At 29.6% G+C, this 25064-nt stretch carries 19 protein-coding genes and 1 riboswitch; of the genes, 2 read left to right on the forward strand and 17 right to left on the reverse strand.

From position 1 onward, the window contains the following. Positions 1 to 62 precede the first annotated feature (62 nt). The 16 genes from ACTG48_RS15920 to ACTG48_RS15995 all read right to left on the reverse strand — a co-directional run bounded on the left by ACTG48_RS15920 (position 63) and on the right by ACTG48_RS15995 (position 21776). Positions 63 to 1652, reverse strand: a complete 1590-nt coding sequence (locus ACTG48_RS15920) for a cell wall-binding repeat-containing protein (RefSeq protein ID WP_479917349.1) — start codon at positions 1650 to 1652, stop codon at positions 63 to 65. Between the two features lie 369 nt (positions 1653 to 2021). Then, the gene (locus ACTG48_RS15925) at positions 2022 to 3896 is read right to left on the reverse strand and encodes a cell wall-binding repeat-containing protein (protein ID WP_479917350.1); all 1875 of its coding nucleotides are present in this window, start codon (positions 3894 to 3896) and stop codon (positions 2022 to 2024) included. Between the two features lie 210 nt (positions 3897 to 4106). Continuing rightward, positions 4107 to 10019, reverse strand: a complete 5913-nt coding sequence (locus ACTG48_RS15930; RefSeq protein ID WP_479917351.1) for a M60 family metallopeptidase — start codon at positions 10017 to 10019, stop codon at positions 4107 to 4109. Positions 10020 to 10140: 121 nt separating this feature from the next. Then, a riboswitch (cyclic di-GMP riboswitch) is annotated at positions 10141 to 10226 on the reverse strand. 220 nt (positions 10227 to 10446) lie between these two features. Next, entirely contained in the window at positions 10447 to 11850 is a 1404-nt protein-coding gene (locus ACTG48_RS15935; RefSeq protein ID WP_479917352.1) for a cell wall-binding protein Cwp9, read from the reverse strand. A 483-nt stretch (positions 11851 to 12333) separates the two neighbouring features. Then, positions 12334 to 14229 (reverse strand): cell wall-binding repeat-containing protein, encoded by a 1896-nt coding sequence (locus ACTG48_RS15940; RefSeq protein WP_479917353.1) that lies wholly within the window; start codon positions 14227 to 14229, stop codon positions 12334 to 12336. Between the two features lie 355 nt (positions 14230 to 14584). Next, positions 14585 to 14728, reverse strand: a complete 144-nt coding sequence (scfA, locus tag ACTG48_RS15945) for a six-cysteine ranthipeptide SCIFF (RefSeq protein ID WP_009891067.1) — start codon at positions 14726 to 14728, stop codon at positions 14585 to 14587. Between the two features lie 65 nt (positions 14729 to 14793). After that, complete coding sequence (locus ACTG48_RS15950) at positions 14794 to 15156, reverse strand: TIGR04086 family membrane protein (protein ID WP_021385745.1); 363 nt, start codon at positions 15154 to 15156, stop codon at positions 14794 to 14796. Positions 15157 to 15213: 57 nt separating this feature from the next. Further along, a complete protein-coding gene (gene yajC, locus ACTG48_RS15955; RefSeq protein ID WP_479917354.1) occupies positions 15214 to 15507 on the reverse strand; it encodes a preprotein translocase subunit YajC in 294 nt (97 codons plus the stop codon). A 133-nt stretch (positions 15508 to 15640) separates the two neighbouring features. After that, on the reverse strand, positions 15641 to 16762 hold the full coding sequence (gene tgt, locus ACTG48_RS15960) for a tRNA guanosine(34) transglycosylase Tgt (protein WP_479917355.1): 1122 nt from the start codon (positions 16760 to 16762) through the stop codon (positions 15641 to 15643). A gap of 78 nt (positions 16763 to 16840) precedes the next feature. Further along, positions 16841 to 17326, reverse strand: a complete 486-nt coding sequence (locus ACTG48_RS15965) for a phosphate-starvation-inducible PsiE family protein (RefSeq protein ID WP_021385759.1) — start codon at positions 17324 to 17326, stop codon at positions 16841 to 16843. Between the two features lie 11 nt (positions 17327 to 17337). Continuing rightward, positions 17338 to 18363 carry a tRNA preQ1(34) S-adenosylmethionine ribosyltransferase-isomerase QueA gene (gene queA / locus ACTG48_RS15970; protein WP_021385755.1) on the reverse strand — a complete coding sequence of 342 codons (1026 nt, stop codon included), beginning with the start codon at positions 18361 to 18363 and terminating at the stop codon, positions 17338 to 17340. A gap of 100 nt (positions 18364 to 18463) precedes the next feature. Beyond that, a complete protein-coding gene (locus tag ACTG48_RS15975; protein ID WP_021385751.1) occupies positions 18464 to 18592 on the reverse strand; it encodes a hypothetical protein in 129 nt (42 codons plus the stop codon). A gap of 88 nt (positions 18593 to 18680) precedes the next feature. Further along, positions 18681 to 19700: a Holliday junction branch migration DNA helicase RuvB gene (gene ruvB, locus ACTG48_RS15980; protein ID WP_021385734.1), complete on the reverse strand. Its 1020-nt coding sequence runs from the start codon at positions 19698 to 19700 to the stop codon at positions 18681 to 18683. An 89-nt stretch (positions 19701 to 19789) separates the two neighbouring features. Further along, positions 19790 to 20392: a Holliday junction branch migration protein RuvA gene (gene ruvA / locus ACTG48_RS15985; protein ID WP_479917356.1), complete on the reverse strand. Its 603-nt coding sequence runs from the start codon at positions 20390 to 20392 to the stop codon at positions 19790 to 19792. Continuing rightward, the gene (gene ruvC, locus ACTG48_RS15990; RefSeq protein ID WP_021385741.1) at positions 20385 to 20894 is read right to left on the reverse strand and encodes a crossover junction endodeoxyribonuclease RuvC; all 510 of its coding nucleotides are present in this window, start codon (positions 20892 to 20894) and stop codon (positions 20385 to 20387) included. The genes ruvA and ruvC overlap by 8 nt, the downstream gene beginning before the upstream one ends. A 252-nt stretch (positions 20895 to 21146) precedes the next feature. Further along, a complete protein-coding gene (locus ACTG48_RS15995; protein ID WP_479917357.1) occupies positions 21147 to 21776 on the reverse strand; it encodes a hypothetical protein in 630 nt (209 codons plus the stop codon). 202 nt (positions 21777 to 21978) lie between these two features. Between ACTG48_RS15995 and ACTG48_RS16000 the strand changes: the two genes are divergently transcribed. Further along, positions 21979 to 22308, forward strand: coding sequence for a DUF1540 domain-containing protein (locus ACTG48_RS16000; protein WP_021385749.1), 330 nt, complete (start codon positions 21979 to 21981; stop codon positions 22306 to 22308). Between the two features lie 265 nt (positions 22309 to 22573). Further along, positions 22574 to 23428, forward strand: a complete 855-nt coding sequence (locus tag ACTG48_RS16005) for a putative ABC transporter permease (RefSeq protein WP_479917358.1) — start codon at positions 22574 to 22576, stop codon at positions 23426 to 23428. A 192-nt stretch (positions 23429 to 23620) separates the two neighbouring features. On the opposite strand, the gene ACTG48_RS16010 is transcribed toward ACTG48_RS16005, so the two are convergent. Beyond that, on the reverse strand, positions 23621 to 25057 hold the full coding sequence (locus tag ACTG48_RS16010) for a four-carbon acid sugar kinase family protein (RefSeq protein WP_479917359.1): 1437 nt from the start codon (positions 25055 to 25057) through the stop codon (positions 23621 to 23623). Positions 25058 to 25064: the final 7 nt, after the last annotated feature.

The following is a 25064-nucleotide window of genomic DNA, read 5'->3' on the forward strand; positions in this document are numbered from 1 at the left end:
CATTTTATGATATCAGTAAATTAATAAAAAAACAAGATTTATGGAAATTTTTACAAAACGACTTAATTGCCATTTAAAAACTCTTGAGTAGCATGCACCTGACCATCAGATAATATATAAATCCCAAATCCAGTACTATAGAACTCATTACTAAGCATATTTGCATTGTACTCAGGAGACTTCTTCCATACTTCAAATATAGACTTTGCTAAATCTTTTGCATCTTGAGTAGTTTGGACATTTTTAGAGTTGATATAAATATATGCTATATTTTCCTCACTTCTCATTCCAAAATCAGAAAATACTTGTGGAGCATTTTTACCATCTATATAATGTGCAAAAACTTTTTTATCCATCATATACTTAGACCATGCATTTGCCATACTCTCTAGCTTACTAGACACTACTAAAGGTTCTTTACCTTTTTCTTTTCTATAGGAATTAATTAAGTTATACATTTCATTAGACACCATTGTTTTAAATTCTGGGCTATTATAATCATGAGTTTTATCATCTAGCACTTTTATTTCTACTCTTTTTTCTGTGCTTTTTCCCCATTCATCTGTAGCCTTTAATGTCAATATATATGCACCTACTCTATTTGTGTCTATAAATCCATCAATTTTTATTGGCAATACCTTCCCAGTATTATCTTTAGCTACTATATTCAACTTCCCACTATCAAACTTTTCGCCTTTATATATCTCTGTAGTCCCTACTGTGATTGTTGGAGGTTGTCCATTTGATTCCGATGCACTTACACATTGTTGTATCACTTTATTACTCAATTCACCTATAGAAGTTATATGTTTAGCTCCTTCTAATATATTCTTATCACTACCATCATTTACTAATACTATTGGATAGTCTTTAGTAAGTGGTGCAGCTGCTATAGCATCTACTAACTGATAGCCATCTGACACATAAAACCCATCTGTACTTTTAAAAAAGTAGTCTATTACCTTTTTATTAGTTTCAAATCGGTCAGTTCCTTCTATTCTTACTGAGTTTGTATTTTTAACTAGAGAGTTACTCATTATCTCTTCTGAGCCTATACAATATGATAGAACATCTTTTACATCAAAAGGTACACTCTTTCCATCTGTAAGTATTATTGGAACTCCATCTCTAGTTGCTACTGATGATACACTCATTGCATCAGCTTCTCCACTATATGCATTAGTTAATAGAACTTTGTCCACTTTTTTTATAGTTGATATTTCTTTAGCTACTAAATAACTTGTTTTTAATCTGTCTTCTCCACCAATTCTCTTGACTTCTATATTTTTAGAATCTAGTTCTTTTTCTACTGATTTACTTATAGTATCTTCTGTACCTATTATGTATGCTTTTTTGATATTTTTTAAACATCTATTCGTCTCTGTTGGTATCTTATTTTTTTGTGTAAATAATATTGGTGCTTTTGTGGCACCTGACAATCCACTTGCACTCAATCCATCTGCAAGTGATTTTTCTGTATTTACTAAAATTACTGTTTCATAAGTTTGTCTATCAGCTATCTTTGCTGCTGTTTCATATCTATCTTTACCATATATTTTTTCTACTACTGATGATGCATTTACACTTTTGAAGTTTACCAAGATTAATGATATTGCTAGACCTAATGATAATATTTTTTTGTTCACTTTCATATCCCCCTGATGATTTTTATATTTTATATTTATATTATTTTTACCTTTTTTTAATTATTTTGTTATTTTTTGTATATTATAAAGTATATCTTATATAAATATATCCCGTCTATATATTAATATTTTATTTTATTAAAAATTTAAAAACTCTCTCTAGTTATATTTTTAATGTTTATAAAATATATTTCATCAATAAAAATAATCCGCATCATTTCATAAGATAAATTTAATTTTACTTAAATTATCACACATATTTCACTATAATATTATTAAGATGATATAAATAAAAATAAGAATGTACTTAGACATATGATTTATATCTAAATACATTCTTATTTTAAACTTACTTATTTATATTTAATTTGATATTTATTTTGATTCAATTAAACTCTTAATCTTATCTACTACAGATGAAGCTATTCCTCCACCTATCTCAAATAACTTAGATGAATTTTTATTTTTCAATGAAATTTCTTGTGATTTATCTAACGTGTTTGTAGCAAGTACAACTGGCGAATTATTCTTAGCTGCCAATGGACCAACTGCTAAAGCATCTATAAGCTTATCTTGATTAGCAACTACAACTCCATCAAGTTTTGATTGAGAATAGAATTTATCTATTACTTTTGCATTTGTTTCTTGTCTACTTTGCCCTGCAACTCTATTTTTTGATATATCTTTGTCCACTATTTTCCCAACTTGTTCAATGGCTTTATTAGATATTTTTTCCACTCCACCAATAAAGTATATATTTGAAACCTTATTTGATTTAATAAATTGTTCAGCTTCATTATCTACACCATCTTTTTGTGTAAGCACTATTGGAGTTTTTTCCTTTCCAGCTAATGATGCTATTGACAATGAATCAGCTTCTCCATTTCCTGCTCCTATATACAACTTGCTTACATTATTTGTCTTATCAATTTCTTTTGCTATATTAATAGAAGTCTGATATCTTGTATCTCCACCTATTCTTTGTACTGATATTTTTGAATTTATAGCCTTAATTGATTCAATCACTGCATTTGGCATAGAATTATTTCCACCTATTACAATCACTTTTGATGGATTTAATCTTTTTATCTCTTCTACTGTTTTTTGAGGAAACTTGTCATTTGAAGATAAAAGAATTGGTGAATTTTTTACACTAGCAAGTGGCGTGGCTGTAAGCCCATCCACCATACTTTTATCTTCTCCATTTACTATCACAACTGTATCTGATTTTTCCCAACCACTTTGAGAAATTTTAACTGCTGTCTCAAATCTATCTGAGCCTTTTAATTTTTTTACCATTACATTAGATGCAGAATTACTCGAACTTCCACCACCTGAATTTCCTCCAGAAGTTCCACCTGAACTATTATCTGTATTATTTGAACCTCCAGATGTAGTCGAATTTGCATCTAGTTTTGATAGTTCACTTTCAACTATAGATTTTAAAGATTTAGGAGTTTTTATTTCCACATATTTATTTGCTATGGCTTTTCTAAGTTTTGTTCTTTTCTGAGATAGTTCAAGTTTTGTGATTAAATCTGAACTATTTTCTTCTATTGTACTATTTACAAGATAGTAACTTGTACCAAAATTATTTATTAGATATTCTAAAGCATCTCCTTGACTAATTTCATACTTTTCTGGGTCAACTTTACTAGCTCCACTACCTCCAGTTGGTTTAATCTCATTCTCCTCAACAATACTAAAACTTTCTCCATCACTAGAAGTTATATTTTTAAAGTCTATAGTTTTACTATTATAAGTTACAATTTTTAATGCAGGTTTACTATCTGTACCATTTCCTACAATCTTATATGTTATATTTGTATTTCCACTAGATTTCTTTACTGATATTTTTCCTATATTTAATGTATTTCCATCCAAAAGATTCTCACTTGATGTTACATATATATCCAATGTAGTTGTATTACTTGTTTTATCATATGTTGGTACATAACTAGCATTAGCATTTCCACTTTTTATCTGCTTTGATATATTGTCAGACCACTTAATCTTTTGACCTGGTTCATTATCTATTACTTCAACCTCACCTTGCACCTTTATACTAGCTTGAAACGAATACACTATATTCTCTACTGATTCCACAGAAATATCTATAGTATTCACCTTTTCATATGTCTTTGTCCCTTGCAACACTGGAGCAGCATATGCACATGTCGCACTTCCAGTTATAGCTACTGCCATACTCGACACTGCAATAGTTCTTATAAAAGATTTTCCTTTACTCATTAACACCCGTCCTTATCTATCATCAGCTAGATGAATAAAATCCTTTATCCATCTAGCTTCTTATATTTAATTTATAAATTACCCTAAATTTATAGTTACATTATATATGCTTTATTTTTGACAAATTGCTTTTTTAAAACTTTTTAGTAACTACTCACACAAAATACCCAATATCACACTGCTATCTAGGTTTTTTCAAACTTTCACATACTATTTGTCTCTGACAATATTGCTCTTTATTCTATTATTTACAGTAACTACCTTCTTATCACTCACATCAATAATACCTCTTGTAGCCTTTCTAGCTTTACTATTACTATCAGTAAGACTTATAGTCTTTAACTCATCATAAGTTTTAGCTTCAACAGGTACATACATTGTATCACTTACAAATCTTTGACCTACTGGAGTATCTCCCTGAAGGTCATTGTATCTATAAAGTTCTGCCTTAACCTTATCACTTAAAGAGTTGAAGTCTTCTTTTGGCATATAATAAACCCATGTGCCTTTGCTTATCTCACCTAATTGTCCATTTTTTGGCACCTCTGCAAATAAAAGAGCTTCTCCAGAGATAGTTTTATTATTTTTATCTACAAGTAATGGTAAGTTAAATGCTGGATTTCCACTATATTCCCCTGTAATTACTATTGAACCTGCTGGAATCTTAGCTGTTTCATCTTCATTTGTATTAGGGTCATCGCTTTGATAAATATAATCCTCTGCTAACTTTCCAATTCCATTAGTACGAGTTTGGTCTGCACTATTCACTGTTCCAATCTCTATATTATCACCTGGAGGCCCTATTACATCAAGCTCTGCAACTTCTATATTAGACTTATTGTTAGATATTAATTTTACATATCTAGCTTGATATGTCCAAAGATTACCATCTTTGTTAAATGTAACTCTAGCTTCATTATCTTGGTCTTTTCCTCCACCAACTAAGTCTTGTCCGTATTCAAAAGTTCCTTGACTCACATCTTCCCAAGTTTTTTTATCATTACTTACTTGTATCTTGTAAGTAGTCAATGGACTGTATGTTGTGCTAGTATCCTTTCTAAGACTAAACAGTCCTTTTAGTGAAAACTTTCTAGCTTCTGTCTTTGGTTTTGTATACTTTAATCCAACTATAGGTAATGTCTCTTTCATATCTACTATTATATATGGATTTTCTTCTACATTTATATCTGGGTCTTTTTGTGGGTCTTTGTTCCATTCAGCTTTACTAATTCTCTTTCCTTTATAAGTAGTGCTTGCATCATTATCCTTTATATTATCAATTTCAGGATTTTGTAGTGGTCCATGTGAGTCATTTTCAGTTCTAATATCACCATCAGAAACAGTATTTGTTATAAATGACCATGCTGACTTATTAATTTTTCCTTCATCAGATAATTTTACAGTACCAACTTCAAACTCGGCTGTTGGCTTTAAGTGATAGTCATATGCAACTACTTTATATGTAAATGCTCTGTTATTAAGAGGAGATATATTGTCAGTAAATTGAGCTTTACTATTTCCTTTTGCATCCACAAAACCTACTGTTCTGTATTTTACTTGAGTTCCATTTTCTCCATCTAAGTAGTTTCCATCACTTCTTATTATTTCATATCCCAATATTTTATCTTTATCTTTATCAACATCTAAATCTATAGATATCTTATTAGATTTAACTAAAGAGCCACTTTGCACTCCATCAGTAAAACTAGCACTTACCTTAGTATCTTCTGCCATGTTAGATATGTTTTCATTTAAAATCTTTCTTCTAGCCTCATCATTTACATACTGTATCTTTCTAGTCTCTTTTTCAAACTTCTTACCATCCATTACACTGTTTAACTCTGGTGTAATCTCTACTCCCCATGCCTTAAAGTAGTCTCTTAAATCTTTTTCAACAACACTTGATGCCATAGCAACTAGCATTTGGTCTTTTGGTAAGTTATTTATCGGGTCATCACTTGAAAGTGCTCTATATTTTCTAGAAATTTTAGCATAGAATGAATCATTACCTAAATCAGCATCTGAATTATTCTTTAACATTGAACCAGTAAAATCATCATCATATGCTAAATGTAATTGCCATAACATTCCAAGTCTTTCAAATACGTTACTTGGTATTCCCAAACTATTTGAAGTAACATGTTCATATATCTTATCCATTATAGAACCTTCAAGTCTTGAATGTGTGTTATCATCAAATGTCTGAGCAAGTAATGCAAGTACATTGTTACTAGTCTCACTATATGTCATCTTACCTATATCTGTAACATGCCCTATCTCATGACCTATTCCCCATCCAAATAAACTTCCTCCACTAGCTTTTCCATTAGCATCTATTTGGAAAGGTACTCCATTCATAAGCCCTGGAACTGAACCGTATTCCACTCCTACATGTAGACCAGAAGCATACATAAATGCTCCAATAAACATTCTTTGATATTTTATGTTCATACGAGATTTTGGAGCCATATCATTTTTAGTTATATTAAACTCATTATCATCTATAGTTCCATTACCATCTAAATCTTGTGTCTTAAATACTCCTCTTTCAGAGTATATTAAATCCATAATTTGTTCCCATGCAAGCATACTATTATATAGTCTATCTACTTGTGTATTTAAATCAGAGTTTCCTTTTGATATTCCTTGATATACAGCTGTTGCTGGAACATTTAATGTCACTTTGTCACTTTCAATATCAGTAGTATTTAATACACCTGTTGTTTCTGAATATCCATATGAATTACCAATATTTGTTCCTGGATAGTATGGTTCTCCTTTTATCTCATCCTTATATTTAGCTAATTCTTCTATATAAGTTTTTATTTTTTCTTTAGATTTAGAAACACCCTCAGGGCTATTGTCGTTTATCATTCCATTTAAGTTAAGGTGTGGTATCTTAGTAGCTCCTGCTACACGCACTTTTATATCTCCACCACTTGGAGTATCATAAGGGTATCTTATATATAAGCTTCCTCCACGTTCTGCATCTAAGCTATGAAGCTTACTCAGCTGAATTACATTTTTACCAGTGCTAAGATTTATTTCCCCACTCTTATATGCTCCAGACTCTCCATAATATTGTGTATATATTAACTTCGGAGTCTTACCACTTTTACTTCCAACATATATCGTAATTTCATCTCCAGCTCTAGCAGCTACACCCAATGCCTGCCAGTCATTTCCCATACCTAAGTTATTCGACTTAACAGTATATTTTCCACTCTTATCTTTATATTTTCCTGATACATTTATATCTTGATTAACAGTAGTCACATCAGTAAGTTTTGCTCTATCATTATATAAGTCTTGAGCTAATTTTAATTCTCTTTCTATAACAGTTTTATATGGATGATATTCTCCACTTGCTGTATCTGGAGTATTAAGTCTATCTTTTAGTTCTGTTATTTTTTCTTGAGTTATACCTTCTTTTAATTCAACTTGTAAATCGTCTGTAAATAAGTCTCTTACCTCTTTTTCTATACTGTCATACTCATAGAATTTAAGCTCTGATATATTAGATTTATATGAATAAGATGAGCAGACACTAACTTGTATCTTAGTCGCGTTTATTGGTTCTTTTAATCTAACCATTACGTATTTATTATTATTTACAGGGTCTGTCTTTGTTTCAAAAGGTACATCGCCTAAATTATGTAATTGACCATTTTCATCCCAATAGCGTATCTCAAAGTCGTTTATTGTCTTATCAGAAACATCAAATCTAGGTGTAGCCATAAAAGTATCCATAGTATATGCTTTATCAAAGGTTATGACTGGCCCTCTATTTGTTCCCTCAGCAGCATTGTATTCTGAGAAAGTCCAATGTGTTGTAAAGTCTCCATCTACTATATTAAATTTATCAAATGGATTTTTATCACTATATTCACTTGCATCATATTTAGCTGGATAAGTGACATCAACTATATGATTAGTTGGTATTCCAAATCCAGCATCAGATTTAGGAGTATTAATCAATCTGTAGTTAGGCGTTGTTGGTGCATCTACACTTTCAGTTGTGCCTAGATATATCTTAGACATTCCACTAGTTCCCAAGTGGTTAGTAGCTGTCATTCTAACTTCATATGTTGTATTATCCTTAAGCCCTTCTATTTTTGAACTTGTTCCACGAATAAGCTTATCATTGTATTTTATCCAAGAGCCATTAGAACCTTTTTCTCTGTAATATAAATCAAAATCTTTAGCTTGTTTATGATTTTTCCAACTTACATCAAGAGCTTTAAATCTTCCTTTAATGCTTATGCCTTCTGGTGGCTCTGGTTTTGTATCTGGAACAACTTGAAATTCTAATATACTATCTGGACTAAATTGTATTGGCTTATAGTTTGAGTCTACATTTTCTGGTACTCCATCTAAATTCTCTGATGTTGCATCTTTGTATCCACTAGACCAATCTCCATTTAAAGATTGTATGCTAACTCTATATAATCCATATGCTTCTATATCTCTAACTTCTATAGTATTTTTGCTAGTTTGTAATTTTTTAGTTGATAATACTTTACCTTTACTATCAATCGTATCTAATATAAGTTCATATGCAGATACATTTACTTCATTGTTCCAATAAAAAGATACCTTTTCATTTCCAACAGCAGTACTAGTTGCTATTTTATTAATTTTTGGTATATTCATTTCTGGCTTTGGTATTTCTTTATAAACATTATTTAAAAACTCAACTTTAGATATTTCTGCAAGATTTCTATCATTAGCAGTTGTAGCTGTTATTTTTATAGTTATCTTTTTCACTGCTACTTGTTTGCCAAGATTTATCACTATATCGCTATTTTGAACATCTGCATATGTTTCTAAAGCTGACCTACTATATGTAGATGTCGTAGAGTTATCATCTTTACTAATATTATTATCTTCTTTTGGTGTATCTTTGTCTAAATCAGATTTATCAGTTGATGAACTTTCTTTATCATTGTTTTCTTGTTCATTTGTATTAGAATTTGATTCTTCTTTATCATTTTTTTCTTCTTGAGTATTATCTGAGTTATTATCAGATTGCTCTGTATTTTCTTCTTTATTATTTACTTCTTCTTGCTGTTCCTCTTTTAAAGTTTTTACATACTCTTTATTTTCATAAGGAATCTCTTGAACATTACCATCTTTATCTGTAATCTCAACTATTCCTTTTGCTGGAGCACTCCCTTCAGGAGCTTTAATATTTATGACTTCCATATCAAGAGCTTCTGATAAAGCTATATCCATCACTGCCGGTTTTTCTTCTGATATTTTATCATCTTTATTTGCTGGAGATATTGTAACTCCATTGTTTTCTCCACTAAACAAATCTTCTACAGTACCCTGAATATTTGTATCACTATTTTCTTCTAATGTTACTTTACTTGTATCTACTATAGGATTGGTCGGTACTATACTTTCTAGACTATTTGCATTTTCATTTTGCCCTAGATTTTTATGTACATAGTCTAAGTCAGCAATATCTACCTTCCCATCTCTATTTAAATCATATTCTTTTTTATTTGAATCTATGTTTTCTAAAACTTCATTATAATCATTTTTATCTACTTTTCCGTCTCCATTTACATCACCCATTAAAAATAGTTCATAGTTCAAAGGTTTATTTTTATTATCTACACTTGCTCTATTACTTAATAAAACCCTTTGAGAATAACTTGATATATCAATATCTTTAACTTCTTTATTCTTAAATCCACTTCCAGAGACTTCTACCTTGTATTTTCCAACAGGTAAATTGCTGAACATAATATTGTAATATGATATATTTTCATCTTTTTCTTTTATTTCACTTCTATTTGCAGATAATTTTTTGATAGTATATTCTATAGTATCTGTTCCTATATTTATACTTCCTGAATTTTTACCTCCAAGTTTTATTATCCCACTATTATTACTACCATCTTTTAATTGTAGCTGTATATCAGTTATACTTTCTGATTCATTATTTTTGATTGGAAGTGAAAAATTTAAATCCACTTCTAGATTCCCCTTTAGCTTTTCTGTAACTGATTTTTCAACTGCCCTTAGTTTCCCCTCTAATATAGGCTCTGCAAAAACATTCAATGGTGCACTACACATGGACACTGCTAGTACACAAGATATTGCCTTTTTCATGAAATAACAATCCTCCCTCAATAAATCTTTAATTTTCCATGAATTTAAATGCTATAGTTTCAGACAATAAAAAAAGACACTCAAAGAGAATCTTTATTATAAATAAAAAGAACTTGCTCTTTTTAGCAACTGGCTGATATGGCTTTATAAGCTTTAATCCCTATAGTTTTGCGTCATTAGATTTCCCTAATTTTGCCATTTAATTTTCAATGCTTTTATACCCATTTTATACTATATTTAAACTTTTTAATACAATTTTTTTATGTTAAAATACAAAAAAAGAATATTTATATTATTATGTTAATATAAATATTCTTTATCATTATAAATACATTACTTATATGTTATTTTCTAATTATTATCTTATTACATATTTCCAGCGCTTATCTATATATTATTATCAAAGTATTTAAATCTCTATAAACACCTATTCTTTATATCTTCCATAAAACTCATGTGTTGCATATATAGTCTTATCACCTGTCATAGTTAATCCAAATCCCATTATTTCATATCCCTTATGTAACATATTTGTACCTTCCTCAGGATTTGTCTTCCACTCATTAAAAATAAAGTTTCCTATATCATCTGCATCTCTATTCGTATATACAGGCTTATCTGGGATTTTATACTTAATTATGTTTTCCCCTTGAACAGAAATGTATCCAGGCTTAATCTCACTCCAATCTAGATACTTCAAAAAAGTAGAATACGAATTTTTACCATTTATAGTGTGAGATAAAGTCTTTTTATTTGCCATTAAATTAGACCAGTCATTTGCTAGACCTTCTAATCTACTTGCTACAGATAACTCTCTTACTCCATTCTCTTTTCTGTATTGTTTTGTAAGAGCATATATTTTTCCCTTTATCCTATCCTTAAATACTTTATCATTTGGATTATAGTACAATCCTTGTTGGTTTGGTGAAGTTTGATTTATACATTGCTTGATGACATTTTGATTTATTCCTCCTAGTACAGTCAATTTATCTGCACCACTTAAAATACTCTTGTTGCTACCATTTTCAACTAAAACTACAGGAGCATTTTTTGCTATTGTAGAAGCTGCCAATGCATCAGTTAGTTGCATACCTTTACTTAAATAAAATTCTTTACTGTTTTTATAGAATTCTTGTATAACTCTCTTATTGGTATCAAATCTATCTGTCCCACCCAATCTAACAGAATTTGTACTCTTAACCAGTTCATCACTTATTATCTCACTAGAACCAAGTGCATAACTTTTTAGACCTGTTGTATCAAATCCTACACTGTTTCCATCTGTAAGTATTATAGGTACTCCATCTCTTGCTGCTACTGGTGATGCACTTATTGCATCTGCTTCTCCTGTAATTCCATTAGCTATAATTACTTTATCTATTGGTTTGATTTCTTTGATTTTTTCAGCTATTTTTATGCTTGTATCAAATCTATTCTCACCAAATATTCTTTGTACAACCTTCTTTTTAGATAGTAACTGATTTTCAACATTTTTACTTATTGTCGATTCTGAACCTATTATATATATAGTATTTGCTTTGTTTAATCTTTCCATAGTAGTATTTGGGATTTGATTTTGTTTTGTCATTAAAATAGGTGCGTTTAATGCTCCTGCTAAACCACTTGCACTCAAGCCATCTGACAAGCTATTATCCGAATTGATTAGTATTGCTGTATTGTAGTTTTGTTTGTCTGCTATTTTTGCTGCTGTCTCATATCTGTCAGTTCCTTTTATTTGTTCAACTGATGTGAGCGCATTTACTCTAGGAGTATTTACCATTACTAAAAATAGTGTAAGTCCTATAGCAAATATCTTTCTACTATTCTTCATATTTTTTTACCCCCAATATTAATTTTTATAATTTTGTTATATTGATTTTACTTAGACTTAATAAAAAGTTACAATTTTGTTACCATATTTTATATATGATACCATAGTTATCCATCTAACTCAAACAATATAATTAAAGTTTTTATTATTCATAAATTCAAAACATTATAACTTATTTTCTTTAATTAAGTGATAGTCTCAAAAGTTTTATTAAGTTATACACTCAAAACAATATAATTTAATAAGTATTTATTTTCTATAAACTTTCTTATGTACAAAGTTTTTTAAATAGACATCTTAAGATACATTGACTACAAGATATAATAATCAAAAACAATAAAAAGATGGTATCCCAACTTATTTTAAGATACCATCTTGTCATTATTTCTATTTTAATTGTTTATACTTATTTATTATCTATATTATATCTTACTTAGCTAAACATTATCTAAATAAACTTACAAATTTAAATTTTATATACTATTAGTTTCTAGTAAATAAGTTTATTTTTTCTGCTATTTTCTCAATAGCATTTTTAGCTATTCCTTCACCTATTTGTACTAACTTAGTAGTATTCTTAAGTCTTAATTCAACTACTTCTTCTTGTGACTTAGAAAGTTCTTCTGTAGTTAATATTATTGGTGCCTTTGCACTAGCTGCAAGTGGTGCTGCTGTAAGTGCATCAACCAATTGTCCATTTCCACCTACATAACCATCTTTTGCAACATATGCTTTAGTTGCTCCTGCATAGTACTTGTTGATTACTTTAGCATTAGTGTCTTTTCTGTTTTCTCCTGCTAATCTTTCAACTTTATTATTTAAATCTATTTCAACTAATTTATCTTCAACGTCTTTTGATACAGAGTTCTCTCCACCAACTATTTCTAATTCTTTTCCATTTAATAACTTCTCAGCCTTAGCATCCAATTCGTTACCTGTAACTATTATTGGAGCACCAAATTGAGCAGCTCTAGCAGATATACTCATAGCATCTGCTTCTCCATTTCCACCTACTACGAAAGCAGTCTTAAATGTATCTTTTAATTGTTTTGCTATTTCTAAAGAAGTCTCAAATCTATCTTCTCCAGAAACTCTTTCAACTTTACTTACACCTAACTTAGCAAGTTTTTCTTCAGTTTCTTTTGATATTTTAGATTCTCCACCTACTATATATATTTTCTTAGAAGATAAGTTGCTTCCAAGTACTCTTAATATCTCAGCTTCTATTTCTGATGGTAATGAATCTTTCTTTGATAATAGTATTGGTGCATTTTTTTGAGATGCAAGTGGTGCTGATGCCAATCCATCAACTATAGCATCTTCTCCAACTAAGATTATTGCTTCTGCTGCTCCATCATTAAATCTCTCTTTGCTAACCTCTACTGCTGTTGTAAATCTTGAATCTCCAGATAAAACTTCTACCTTTAATTCTTTTCCATCTTTAACATCAGTTAATACTTTGTGTAAATCTCTTACTAACTTATGGTTTTTGCTTGATATACTCATTGTTTCTGGCTTTTCATTTGTCTTGCTTAAAATCATATCAAAGCTTGATTTTTCTGGCTTATCTTTATCATCACTATCTTCTTGCTCTTGAGTAAGTATTGCTACATTTTCAAATGTTAAAGAATATCCATTTTTAACCTTATTAACTATTTGTCTTCCTGATGTAGTTAATCTAACTCCATCGAATAAATCTTCTGCTGATATATCTTGTAAATCTGCATTTTTAACTGTTATTGTATGTAATTCTTTTGATTCTATATCACTATATTTCTTTTCATAGCCTTCAAAAGTACTTTCTTCTGATATTATTTGTTTTGAGAAATCTAAGTGTTGGTCTCCCACATTTATAGTAATAACATTTTTTGAATCTTTCGCTCTTTTTACTTCAACTGAACTTGTAGATTTTATTGTTGCTGTTAATTTGCTATCAGAATCTTCTGCTAAAGTTGCATTGAAAGCATTAACTGCATCTACTATTTCTTGAGCTGTTTTGTAATTTTCAATTTTATAGTCGACTACTTTTCCGCCTAGAGTTTGATGACCTTTGTCTTGTATAGTAACTTTTAAACTTTGTCCTTCTACTAATGCATTTATTTTGTTTTGTAATTGAGTTGCATTAGTTAAATTTACATTGTCAACTTTTATATCGTAAACTCTATCATTTACATTTGCTCCTGCTTTTGTCTCTTCAAATTTAATCTCTAATGCTTTTCTAACTTCTTCAATTAATTTAGTAGAATCTTTCGCACTTACTGTGTAACTTTTATCAACATTTTCTGACACAGTGTTGTCTGCAAATATTGGTGCTGCTGCACTCATAACTGTGGCTCCTGCCATTACTATTGCCATACTTCTCTTCTTGTTGCTTAACATATTTATGTCCTCCGAATATTATTTTTTGATTTTTTTATATTCGTATTTCCCACATATAAATAATATTATATATAATATTATTTTTCAATATATTTTATGTGTTTACATAATTTACTAACTCAATTTTTAAAAATCGACGTATAAAAATTTATATTTTGAGCATACTATTATACTAATTTTTGCTAATTAATCCTTTATACTTAAATTAAATATATACCACTAATTTAATACTATTTTACAAAGTTTAAGACTACTATTTATCACAATAATCATTGTAAAACAAAAAAGGATACCTCATAATGATAATAGAATCATTTTAAAGTATCCTCTTGAAAATAACTAAGTCAATAATTTTCTATCTTTCACACTCTTGATTTGCAACTGTACAAGAAGTTTTACAAGCTGATTGACAAGAAGTTTGACACTCTCCACATCCACCTTTTGCAGCACTTTGCTTTAAAGTAGCTTGAGATAAAGTTTTTACATGTTTATTTTCCATTTTCAACGCCTCCATTTCTAATTGTTTCCTATTGATTATATCACAAAACTACTCTAATATAAACTCTATTTAAAGTTGACACCCAATACGCCTCCAATACCTCCCGCTGCTGATATTAACAATAACTTATAAATCATTCCTACTTCAAACACAAACTTTTCTTGTGCTAAAAACACAGTTAAAAAAATACATACTATGTACAAAAGTCCAACTAAAAGTCCATACACAAGACCTTTTTCTTTCATGTGTTTTGAAGTATAAAAACCACCTATAGCTGCAGAAATGGTAGTTATAAATGATGCAACCATAGTTATATTATCTCCACCAATATCTGTAAATGTCAAAAATAAGTTATACACTAATAAAACAGCCAAAGTTATTATATACGCATACCCTAGACCTTTAAAAATATAATTAGATTTTCCCATAAAAAAACCTCCTCTCAAATTAATATATATTCGAGAAAAGGCTTTTAAATTACTATTTTACTGTTCTTCTATTTCTTCTTTTCTAGATTGAACTGTCCCTATAGCCCATTTTTCAAATGGAACTTTAGTTCTATTTGGTCCTAATTCTAGTATTACAACATCATCTTCAACTTTAGCTACACTAGCTACTATTCCACCTATTGTAACGACCTTGTCTCCTACACCTAGGCTACTTCTCATTTCTTTTAATTGTTTGTCTTTTTTCTTTTGAGGTCTAATCATTAGGAAATAAAAGATTGCTATTACTACTACCCATAGACCTACACTCATCATTATTTGTTGCTGTGGCATTAATTTTTCACTCCTTTGTAAATTATACTCTTTTGTAAATTATAATAAATATTTATATAACAATCTACTTTCTTTAGCTTTGAGTACTATTGAATATTATATATTAAAATGATTATAATTAATAGTGCAAAACCTATATTTCATACCCATATTTTACAAAAAATTCATTTCTAAAATCAAGTAATCTATCTTCCATTATCGCCTGTCTTATTTGCTTCATTAAATTTAATAAAAAGTGAAGATTATGAGTAGTTATTAATCTTGCACCCAATATTTCATTTGCTTTTATAAGATGTCTTATATAAGCTCTTGAATAGTTTTTACAAGCGTAGCAATCACATTCAGGGTCAAGTGGAGTAAAGTCTTCAGCATAAGTTGCATTTCTAACTACAACCTTCCCTTGACTAGTCATTGCAGTCCCATTTCTAGCAATACGAGTAGGTAAAACACAATCAAACATGTCAATACCTCTTATAACACCTTCCACTAAATCATCTGGGCTACCAACTCCCATTAGATATCTTGGTTTATCTTTTGGCATAAATGGAGTTGTATGTTCTAATACATCATACATAAGTGGCTTTGGCTCTCCAACACTAAGTCCACCAACAGCATATCCTGGTAAATCAATACTAGTTATTTCTTTTGCTGATTGCTCTCTTAAATCTTTATACATCCCACCTTGTATTATACCAAATAAAGCTTGCTTGTCTGTATTATTATGGGCATCTTTACATCTTTTTAACCATCTTGTTGTTCTTTCTAATGAATTCTTTACATACTCTCTATCTGCTGGGTATGGCGCACACTCATCAAAGGCCATCATTATATCTGACCCCAATGCATTTTGTATTTCCATAGCTTTTTCTGGAGTTAGAAAATGTTTTGAACCATCTAAATGTGACCTAAATTCTACACCTTCTTCTTTTATCTTTCTTAAAGGTCCTAAGCTAAATACTTGGAATCCTCCACTATCTGTAAGTATTGGCTTATCCCAGTTCATAAACTTATGAAGACCACCTGCTCTTTTTATAAGTTCATGACCTGGTCTCATATATAAATGGTATGTGTTGCTAAGTATTATTTGTGAACCAATCTCTTTTAGTTCTTCTGGTGTCATAGATTTGACAGTTGCTTGAGTTCCAACTGGCATAAATATTGGCGTTTCTATTATCCCATGTGGAGTGTGTAATCTTCCTAACCTTGCACCACTCTGTTTGCAAGTTTTTATCAATTCGTATCTTACTGCGTACATAAAGTTCTCCTTAATAATATTTATTTCTCATTATTTCTTAAGATATCTGTGTAATAATCTATTCGTCTAATAGATTTTCTAAATAGATTTATCTTTATCGTCTTTATCCTGTTGTTCTTTAATTGCTTCTTCATCATGTATACTCATTATATTAAGTGCACTCTTGTCTTTTGTTACTAAAAACTTTTTTATAGCAAAAAGTCCTGCAATAGCTATAACACCTATTAAAACATCTATCATTCCTTCATTTTTAGGAAGTAACAACATTTTTCTAGCTATAGCATAAAGTAGTGCCTCAATAAATGCTCCTGGTATATGAAGTGATAGCATTACTACAAGTTCAACACCTATCACTAGAAGTAATATTTGTGCTAAGAAGTCATTAAGCTGACTGTATTGTACTGGATTTTGAAAGTCAACTATATATGCTCCCCACATAAGTCTTAACACATCTATTGTTCCTAGAAATACAGCTATTAGAACCACCACTGCTAACACACGTTCAAATATAAAAGCAATCTTTAATATAGGGTTATTCTTTTTTTGTTTTTGTAAACTATGCATCAATTACCTCCCTACTTTATAATCATAGCATCTCCAAAACTGAAGAATCTATATCTTTCTTTTACTGCCTCATTATATGCATTTAAAACATTATCTTTTCCACAAATAGCACTTACTAGCATTATTAATGTAGACTCTGGTAAATGAAAATTAGTAATAAGCTTATCTAGAACTTTAAACTTATAACCTGGATATATAAATATCTCTGTCCATCCGCTAGTTTCTTCCATCTTTCCATTTTCATTACAGGCTGACTCTATAGTTCTGCAACTAGTAGTACCAACACATATTACATTATTTCCACTTTCTTTTGCTCTATTTATTTTGTCAGCTGCTTCTTGACTAACCATATAATATTCTGAATGCATCTTATGATTTAAAACATCATCTACTTTTACTGGTCTAAAAGTTCCTAAACCAACATGTAAAGTTACAAAGGCTATATCCACACCTTTTTCTTTTATTTTATTTAATAGTTCTTCTGTAAAGTGTAATCCTGCTGTAGGTGCTGCTGCTGAACCATTGTGCTTTGAATAAACAGTTTGGTATCTCTCTTTTTCATCCAATCTAGCAGTTATATATGGAGGTAGTGGCATATTTCCAAGTTCATCCAAGATTTCTTCAAAAATCCCATCGTAATGGAACTTTATAATTCTTGAACCTTCGTCTGATAAATCTACAACTTCTCCAATCAACTTTCCATTTCCAAAAGAAAATTTAGTACCTACTTTTGCTCTTTTTCCTGGTTTTACTAGAGCTTGCCAAGTATCTTCCTCTGTTCTTTTTAATAATAAAAATTCAATTTTTCCTCCAGTTTCAAGCTTCTCTCCTATTAATCTAGCTGGTATAACTCTAGTATTATTTAAGACTAAACAATCCCCTGGATTTAAATATTCTATTACATCTCTAAAGACTTTATGCTCAACATTTCCTGTCTCTTTATCCAGTACCATCAATCTTGAACTAGCTCTATCTTCTATAGGAACTTGAGCTATAAGTTCCTGTGGTAAGTCAAATTTAAAATCACTTGTTTTCAATGTTAAACTTCCTCTCTTAAAATTTCTCTAGCTACAATAATATCAAAAAAACAACTTATTTTCCACAATATTACCATAATCTATCAAGAAATTGCTCTTTTTAGCATACATCATATCCACAATATATAGATATTTTTCCACGATATATACGTCTTATCCACAATATATAGATACAGTACACACAATTTTTATCGTATTTATCCACAGTATCTACAGTTATAATTACCATTTTGTGGATATGTTTGAATTTTTAGCCATTTTAGAAATATTTCAATTTAATGACTATTCTATTTTATAAATATTTATATAATCTATTTTTATTTTTCATTAGGATATGGAATTTTTAAGTGTTCATAAGCTAATGGCATGGCTACTCTCCCTCTAGGACCTCTATTTATAAATCCAAGCTGAAGTAAATATGGCTCATATACATCTTCTATTGTGTTTCTATCTTCGCCAATAGAAGCTGCTAATGTATCAAGACCTACTGGTCCCCCTCTAAATTTTTCTATTATAGTCATAAGAAGCTTCTCATCTACAAAATCAAGCCCCAAATTGTCAACACCTAAAAGTTCTAGTGCATCTTTTGCTACCTCATCAGTTATTTTTCCATCAGCTCTAACTTGTGCAAAATCTCTGACTCTTTTTAGTAATCTATTTGCTATTCTTGGAGTCCCTCTTGAACGTTTTGCAAGCTCTAAGGCTCCATTAGATTGTATCTCTGCATCTAAGATATTTGATGACCTAAGTACTATTTTTGAAAGCTCATCAACTGTATAGTAATCCAATTTACAAATAACACCAAATCTATCTCTAAGTGGATTTGTAAGCATACCAGCTCTTGTTGTAGCTCCAATAAGTGTAAATTTAGGAAGGTCAAGTCTTATACTTCTTGCAGATGGTCCTTTTCCTATTATTATGTCTAAACAAAAGTCTTCCATTGCTGGATACAAAACTTCTTCAACACTTCTATTGATTCTGTGTATCTCATCTATAAATAAAACATCATTTTCATTTAAGTTTGTAAGTATAGCTGCCAAATCCCCAGCTCTTTCTATTGCAGGACCCGACGTAATCCTCAAATTTACACCCATCTCATTAGCTATTATACTAGCTAGTGTAGTTTTTCCAAGACCTGGTGGTCCATATAAAAGCACATGGTCTAACTGCTCATTTCTTGATTTAGCTGCCTCTATAAATATGCTAAGTTGCTCTTTGGATTTTTCTTGCCCCAAATAATCTTCTAGAGTCTTTGGTCTTAGACTATTTTCTATATCTATATCTTCTGTCTTCATTGTAGAAGTTATTATTCTATTTTCATCTTCAAAACCTTGCATTTATACCCCTCCTCTCGTACTTTTGGAAATCTACTTTGATATTTTGAAATCTACATTCATACTCTAAATATTATTTTAAAGTTTAAATGTTATTTCAAAGATTTACTCATTATATATGTAAGTGCTTTCTTTATAATGGCTTCTGTATCCATACCATCCTTTTTACACTTTTGAACTGCATCTTTTGATTCGGCTAAGGTATACCCCAAAGCTACAAGTGCATCTATAGATTCATCTTGAGATATGAAAGTAGGTTTTTGTGATAATAATGTTGGTTCAAAGTCTATATTATTTTTATCTACTTTATCTTTAAGTTCTAAGACAATTCTCTCTGCTGTCTTTTTCCCAACACCAGGAGCTTTGGATAATTTTCCAATATCTTCACTTAAAATATAAGCTCCTAACTGTGCTGGTGATGCAAATGATAGTATTGAAAGTGCCACTTTAGGTCCTATCTTAGATACAGATGTAAGTAACTCAAACATCTTAAGTTCCTCCCTACTTACAAAACCACAAAGACTCATATCATCTTCTCTCACAATTAACTTAGTATATATTTTTGTAGCCTCTCCCACTTTTAAATTCATGATTGTATTGGATGACACATTTATCTTATATCCTATACCATTATTTTCAATAACTATATTGTCTATATAAATCTCTTCTATTGTACCTTTTATATAACTATACATACTTACCACCTATATTCTTTAGAGTTTTTTCAAGTTTATTTGAATGAGCATGACAAATAGCCACAGCTAAAGCATCTGCAACATCATCTGGTTTTGGAACCTTTTTTAAACTCAAAAATGAAGTTACCATCTGTTGAACTTGTGCCTTATCTGCTCTTCCATATCCAACTACACCTTGTTTTACTTGAAGTGGAGTGTATTCATACACTGGTTTCCCATTATGAGCACATGCAAGCATAGTAACACCTCTAGCTTGTGCAACTGTTATAGCTGTTTTTACATTCTTGTTAAAGAATAATTCTTCCATTCCAACTTCATCTATATTGTAATTCTTTACGATTGTATCAATTCCTTTATATACAAGTTCTAATCTTCTCGATATATTCATGTGTGCAGGTGTTGTCACTGCTCCATAATCTATTACCTTAAACTTGCTATTTTTGTATTCAACTATACCATATCCAACTATAGCTATACCTGGGTCAATCCCCAATATTATCATTTTTTAAAATTCCCCCTAAAAATAAAAGAAATACCAAAATGTATTTCTCATAAAAACTTATGTTCTAAATCATTATACCATAAATAATATTAACAAATCATAAAATGGTATATGTAAAATATAAAATAAAGTAAAAAAGTCATACCAAAGCAAGATTTTACTTCAGTATAACTTTTATATTTAGTACAAATAAATTATGGTATTTTATAGGAATTAAATGTGACTACAATTTTAATATTAACTTACTTAGTATTAACTTGCAAAGTCTTCCAATCTTGAATAAGCATCTTCTTCAGTATCCATAACTACACCTTTTTTGATTTCATCTTGAACTGTCTTAGGAAGTGAATCTACTCTTATTTTTGTTTTTTCTACTAATGTTTTATTTCCACTACTATCATATTTATATAATGCTATATTTCCATTATCATTTTCAATCGTATACTTCCCTTTTATAGTGGCATTCATTGCTTGTACATCTTTATTATCACTATATTTAGATTCTACCAATATGATTTCGTTTTTATCCATACTCTTTATTTTTTTACTTGGATACTCTTTTTTAAAATATGATACTATTTCTGATTTTGTCTTATCTAATAATGATTCTGGAACTATCCCAGCCATTGTAAGTGTTCTCTTATAATTAGTTTCATTTTCGCCTTCACTTTGAAGCCAAACTTCACAATTTTTATTTAATCCAAAAGCTTCTTTTGACTTTTCATTCATATTCGCACTAGTACTTACAACTTCACCAGTTTGAACTCCATTATGTTTTAATCTTGTCCCTATATAAACTCCACTACTTAATACAAATACTCCAACTAGTATTAAGGCAGATATTTTCCAAGGAAATAATTCTTTTTTCTTCTTTTCAAACATTGATTACGCCTCCTTTTACTATTATTTTCTCCAAGCTGTAAGTTTTTATACAATTTAGGTAAATTTTAGAAGAAAATATATTTACATATCAAATTACTCTAAGAATAGATATTTTATAAAAGAGAGTTTTCTCTTAAAGGTTATATTCTTGTAATTATATGGACATAATTTATAGTAAATAATCGTTTAGGAGGTAATAACTTTGGAAAGAATAAACTGTAATGTAACTAACTGCTCACATAATAACAGCCATATATGTTATGCAGATAAAATTTTTATAAATGGTGAGCAAGCTCACAATGATAGACATACTTGTTGTAGTTCATTTTTAGACGAATCTATTTATAGTAATCTATCAAGTAATGTTAATAATAGAAATTGTGAAGAATTAGTGTGTAGTGTAAAAACTTGCAAATACAATAAAGATGGTAGCTTATGTACACTTGATAATATATTGGTTGCTCCTGAAACTGATAGAGTAAATCTTTATGTTGAAACATGTTGTTCTAGCTTCAAATGTAAACAATCATAATATAAATAAATATAAGGGTGTCAAATATGATTAAACTAACATAGTGTAGAGTATCTACAACTATTAGTTTGATTATACTTGACACCCTTATTTATTTTAAATAAAATCTCATTATTATAATCATATATAATATTATAACTGTAATTAAATTTGATAAATTCCTATAAATTGGTATAATCAATATGTAAATTGAATTTTAAATAAATTAGTCATAAAAATAAAATATCAAGTATATAGTATTATATTAACTAGAAATGAGGTGCTTATGAGTATATTTTATATTCAATTTCTTTATTTTGTAATTTATAGTTTTATAGGATGGTGTTGTGAGACTACATATTGTTCAATTTTACAAAAGCAATTTGTAAATAGAGGATTTTTAAATGGACCATTTTGCCCTATATATGGATTTGGAGCGTTAGCGATAGTTGCTACCTTGACTCCTTTTGTGCGCAATATTCCCTTGTTATTTTTATTTAGTATAATTATAACTAGTGTAATGGAATATCTTACAAGCTTTGTATTAGAAAAAATATTTAATATGACTTGGTGGGATTATTCTAAGCATAAATTTAATATTAATGGCAGAGTTTGTCTAGAAAACTCACTTATGTTTGGTGTATTATCATTAATTGTAATGCTTATAGTACATCCTATTGTAGTTGATTTCATAAACTCTATACCTAAAAATATACTACTTATACTGGCTATATCTATAGAAGTTTATTTTGTTTTAGATTTAGTAATTACAGTACATACAATCTTACAATTAAATGGCAAACTAAAACAAATCAATCTTATAATTAAAGAATTAAAAGATAAAAAGGAATACTACAAACTTATTACACAGGAAACTATTGAAAGCAAACTCGAATCTTTGGTTGAAAATAGACTTGAGACTTTAGAAGATAGATTTGAAATACTTAAGGAAAAAGAAAACTATCGTTATGCTAGAAACCGCATTGATGAGCTTAAAAATAAACTTAATAATTTATTGTCTAACCACAAATTACTTCATAGACGTATTATCAAAGCATTCCCTAATATAAGCTCTAATAAACATAAGGATATTTTAAATAAAATCAAAGAAGACATTAAATCAATAAAAAAAGATAAATAGTGTAATAAACATCATATAAACTTAATAATAAAAACACTAACAAATAAGAGTAAGGTTTAGAATATTTTTGATAAATACTCTAAACCTTACTGCTTAATGTACTATTATTTTTTAGATATTAATTTTAGCTTATTCATTTTTAATCAATAAATCTAAATATTTATACTCTAAATACTCTAATCCATTAATGTTCTAACCCATCAGTATCTCAACAGATTCTTTAAGTGTACTGACTTCTCCAACATTGCCAGGGAAAATTATATATGGCATATTAGGGAATTTGCTTTCTTTCCCTGTCATCCATACTGGTATACCAGGTTTTATTTGTCCCATTACTGTAGCTTTTTTTACTTTAAGTGCTTTAGTACCAACATCACTAGATGTAATCCCACCTTTAGCTATGATGAAATTAGGTCTTACATTAAGCATACCAATTATACTTGTAACAGCATCTGATATCTCTACAGAAATCATAAGTTGTTTATCTTTATCATTTGTATCTAAGTCAAAACGCTCTCGTCTAGTATAAACAGCAACGGTTTTTCCACTACTTATTTTTTCTTCTACAACTTGTATAACCCTTTTTACTTCATTTTTTAAGCCATTTTCTTGTAGAACTAAATGTTGATTAAACTCTATAAATTCTATTGGGTATTTACAATTTCTAAGCTCTTCTAATTGTTGAGTAGTCTTATTTACATGTGAGCCAACAAGTATAATTCCTCCATTGGTATTATCTTTTGAAACTAACTCATCCTTAGTAAGCAATGCTTTATCACTCACGCCTCCAAGCACCTTTGTTATGGCAGCAGCACTTCTAAACATAAACTCCTTACCACTATTTACTGCACGTATAAATGCAATTGCAAATACCTTTACATCTACATAGTCAGTTGCATTTACAATGACTTTATTGAATCCTTTAACCATTTTAAGTTTTTCTGTTATAGCTTCAATCTTTAGCTCTCTAAGCTCTTCAGAAGAAATGTATATCATATCATTAGACTTGTACTTTCCATTTGTCTTTTCTTCACACCACTCACCTATATCAGAAGATTTGTAACCAAAAGACTTGTCTTTTGCAAATTCAGTCATTCCTGCTGGTACAAGTATCTCTTCTTCTTTAACATAATGTATATTATCTATAGTGAATCTGCCACCTTCTTTGAAAAATGGCATTACTATTTCGCCATCAAATAACTTATCGGATAATTTTTCTACTTCACTTTTTAACAAATCAGTTTCTAGAGGATAATGCCCTCTCATTGTAGAATCACTACGACTTATAATTATAAAGTCCTTATTAGTTTTTTTGGATACAGCCACAATATTTTTTGATATTTCTCTATGTACTTTTGTAGTTTGATTAACAGTAAATCCTCTTGAATTAGTAAGTATGAAAAACATGCTATTTTGTTCATTAAAACCTTGCTCTATACTATCCTTATCCCAATCAGTATAAACAGAGACATCATGAACAGTTTGTACACCTGTTGGGTCATCATCTAATACGATTATTTTTCTGTCTAAATTTTTAAGTTCATTTGCAAGAAGTTCATTTAATTTATCCTCGTCTACTTCTTTAAAAGTATTAAGTATGTCTATGCTAATTGGTTTTACCTCTCTCATTTAAAAC

It is taken from the genome of Clostridioides sp. LIBA-6822 (genome assembly GCF_056688955.1).

What these genes read in the sequence shown, in the direction of transcription:
- ACTG48_RS15920 (WP_479917349.1), bottom strand. Translation starts at nt 1,652, where the DNA reads ATGAAAGTGAACAAAAAAATATTATCATTAGGTCTAGCAATATCATTA.
- ACTG48_RS15925 (WP_479917350.1), bottom strand. Translation starts at nt 3,896, where the DNA reads ATGAGTAAAGGAAAATCTTTTATAAGAACTATTGCAGTGTCGAGTATG.
- ACTG48_RS15930 (WP_479917351.1), bottom strand. Translation starts at nt 10,019, where the DNA reads ATGAAAAAGGCAATATCTTGTGTACTAGCAGTGTCCATGTGTAGTGCA.
- ACTG48_RS15935 (WP_479917352.1), bottom strand. Translation starts at nt 11,850, where the DNA reads ATGAAGAATAGTAGAAAGATATTTGCTATAGGACTTACACTATTTTTA.
- ACTG48_RS15940 (WP_479917353.1), bottom strand. Translation starts at nt 14,229, where the DNA reads ATGTTAAGCAACAAGAAGAGAAGTATGGCAATAGTAATGGCAGGAGCC.
- scfA (WP_009891067.1), bottom strand. Translation starts at nt 14,728, where the DNA reads ATGGAAAATAAACATGTAAAAACTTTATCTCAAGCTACTTTAAAGCAA.
- ACTG48_RS15950 (WP_021385745.1), bottom strand. Translation starts at nt 15,156, where the DNA reads ATGGGAAAATCTAATTATATTTTTAAAGGTCTAGGGTATGCGTATATA.
- yajC (WP_479917354.1), bottom strand. Translation starts at nt 15,507, where the DNA reads ATGCCACAGCAACAAATAATGATGAGTGTAGGTCTATGGGTAGTAGTA.
- tgt (WP_479917355.1), bottom strand. Translation starts at nt 16,762, where the DNA reads ATGTACGCAGTAAGATACGAATTGATAAAAACTTGCAAACAGAGTGGT.
- ACTG48_RS15965 (WP_021385759.1), bottom strand. Translation starts at nt 17,326, where the DNA reads ATGCATAGTTTACAAAAACAAAAAAAGAATAACCCTATATTAAAGATT.
- ACTG48_RS15975 (WP_021385751.1), bottom strand. Translation starts at nt 18,592, where the DNA reads ATGGTAATTATAACTGTAGATACTGTGGATAAATACGATAAAAATTGT.
- ruvB (WP_021385734.1), bottom strand. Translation starts at nt 19,700, where the DNA reads ATGCAAGGTTTTGAAGATGAAAATAGAATAATAACTTCTACAATGAAG.
- ruvA (WP_479917356.1), bottom strand. Translation starts at nt 20,392, where the DNA reads ATGTATAGTTATATAAAAGGTACAATAGAAGAGATTTATATAGACAAT.
- ruvC (WP_021385741.1), bottom strand. Translation starts at nt 20,894, where the DNA reads ATGATAATATTGGGGATTGACCCAGGTATAGCTATAGTTGGATATGGT.
- ACTG48_RS15995 (WP_479917357.1), bottom strand. Translation starts at nt 21,776, where the DNA reads ATGTTTGAAAAGAAGAAAAAAGAATTATTTCCTTGGAAAATATCTGCC.
- ACTG48_RS16005 (WP_479917358.1), top strand. Translation starts at nt 22,574, where the DNA reads ATGAGTATATTTTATATTCAATTTCTTTATTTTGTAATTTATAGTTTT.
- ACTG48_RS16010 (WP_479917359.1), bottom strand. Translation starts at nt 25,057, where the DNA reads ATGAGAGAGGTAAAACCAATTAGCATAGACATACTTAATACTTTTAAA.